General features: G+C 36.2%; 2 protein-coding genes and 1 pseudogene. 2 read left to right on the forward strand and 1 reads right to left on the reverse strand.

All coding sequences use genetic code 11. The features are described from left to right. Together ACTHSX_RS10405 and ACTHSX_RS10410 are read left to right on the forward strand one after the other, a co-directional pair. Nucleotides 1-576: RHS repeat-associated core domain-containing protein (locus ACTHSX_RS10405; protein ID WP_440377603.1), on the forward strand; the 576-nt coding region annotated here is incomplete at its 5' end. Next, complete coding sequence (locus tag ACTHSX_RS10410) at nt 570-1,421, forward strand: hypothetical protein (protein WP_440377602.1); 852 nt, start codon at nt 570-572, stop codon at nt 1,419-1,421. The genes ACTHSX_RS10405 and ACTHSX_RS10410, both read left to right, overlap by 7 nt. Before the next feature lie 186 nt (nt 1,422-1,607). Here ACTHSX_RS10410 and ACTHSX_RS10415 read toward each other — a convergent pair. Further along, nucleotides 1,608-1,816: pseudogene (locus tag ACTHSX_RS10415) on the reverse strand (hypothetical protein); the annotation flags it as partial.

Raw genomic sequence — 1,816 nt, forward strand, 5'->3', positions numbered from 1 at the left:
TTCAGATTGCAAAACCAATACTTCGATGAAGAGACCGGACTGCATTACAACCTGATGCGGTATTACGAGCCTGAGGCAGGTCGGTTTGTGAACCAGGATCCGATTGGGTTGTTGGGTGGAGATAACCTTTATCAGTTTGCGCCGAATACTTTGATGTGGATTGATTTATGGGGATTATCAGCTCATGGAGGTGGTAGTTATGGGAATGTCAGGAAGGCAAGTTCTGGCGGAGAAGTAAATCATATGCCTGCTTATAAAGCAGTTAAAGATGGTGGTATGTCCGGAGGAATTTCTCGCTATAAAAGTCCAGCAACCTGGATGTCAAAGGCTGATCATCAAAAAACAGCAAGTTGGGGTAGGCGGGCAACAGCGATTGAGTGGCGATCACAGCAGGCTAAATTAATTGACAAAGGTAAATTCGGAAAAGCAATGGAAATGGATATAAGAGATATTAAGCGAAAATTCGGGAAAAAATATAATAAAGGCATAAGAGAAATGATTGATTATGCAATTGATGAACAGCATATAACTAGAGCAGAAGGTCGTAGATTAAAAAGGAAATATACAAAATGTTGAAAATATCAAATAATTCGTTAAATGGGATTATATTGGGTCAAAAAAAGGCTGATTTTGATGATGTTACTTTAAATAATCCTAGTTATTCATTAGAGTTTGATAGAAAGCATAAGATACAATCTGATTCTCAATTAATTACTGTATCATCCTCTGGAAGTTGCAATGAATTCAGTTTGGATGGAAAAATTATTAACTTCTTCAATTTAGAAAAATTTTTAGAAGAAGAAGATCCTTTAATAGAAATTTCTGATGAAGAAAATTATTTTTATATTTTCCCACAATATAATTTACTTTTGTATGTTGACCCTAAGGATAAATTATTTTTGCAGGTATTAATTTACGATGAAAGTATAAGAAACTTATATGAAAATACAGGTAAAAAGTACTCAGACTTTCAAAAAAGTAAACTTAAAGATCCAACCTCAGTTTATAATAAATTAACATTTATTCCTTATAAGGCTATAGGTAATTTTGAATTTAATTGTTCTCTAACAGATATTATAAAAAAATATGATATATCAGAAAATGTTATTTCAAAAGCAAAAAATATAATAGAGGTAAATAATTTTGTACTGAGATTTGATAATGAAAAGTTAACTGAGGTTACAATTTTTCATGATAAAGCAGTAAGGCTTGCAATATACTATAATGAAATTGAGATATCATCAAAAAAAGGGTTTGCTGAGCTATTAAGTCAATATGATGTTATTGAGAGAACGAAATCTAAATATCTTTTCAAAGAATTAGGTCTAGTTGTGGAAAAGGATCTGTCTGAATTTCGTTTTTTTGAACAATCATTATTAAAGTTTTGGGCAAATTTGCATAGACCTATTACTAGCTGGTAATCACAAGCCATAAGCAAACTGTAGCTCTAATGAAACTTCCAACTCCGATGTAAGGCACGAATGGGACGCACGCACGCGGTTTCTGTTTTTCAGACGACCTCAATACCCTCTTTGAGGTCGTCTAAACTATTTGTTCTTTAACAATCTCATTAGTAGTTAACATAGAGGCCGTCTGAAGACCGACTTTCAGATGACCTCTACCAAATCGCCTCTCCCGACGGCGGCGCACGGCTGCTGTTTGCCGAAGTCGATTCCGGCTGCGGCATTTTCCAACTGGCCGCACAACTCGACCGTAACGGCCGCCATATCCGCCTCACTTCCGTCACCTTCAACGGCAAAGAACTGGTGCGCTACGACTACGACGGCTACGGCGATTTGACCGCCGTTTACGGACG

The sequence above is a fragment of the Neisseria sp. P0014.S002 genome, assembly GCF_051958295.1.
In the GTDB taxonomy this organism is placed as follows: domain Bacteria; phylum Pseudomonadota; class Gammaproteobacteria; order Burkholderiales; family Neisseriaceae; genus Neisseria; species Neisseria flavescens_B.

Bases quoted from the DNA above. Each gene is read 5' to 3' on its own strand.
- ACTHSX_RS10410 (WP_440377602.1), top strand. From the start codon at position 570: ATGTTGAAAATATCAAATAATTCGTTAAATGGGATTATATTGGGTCAA.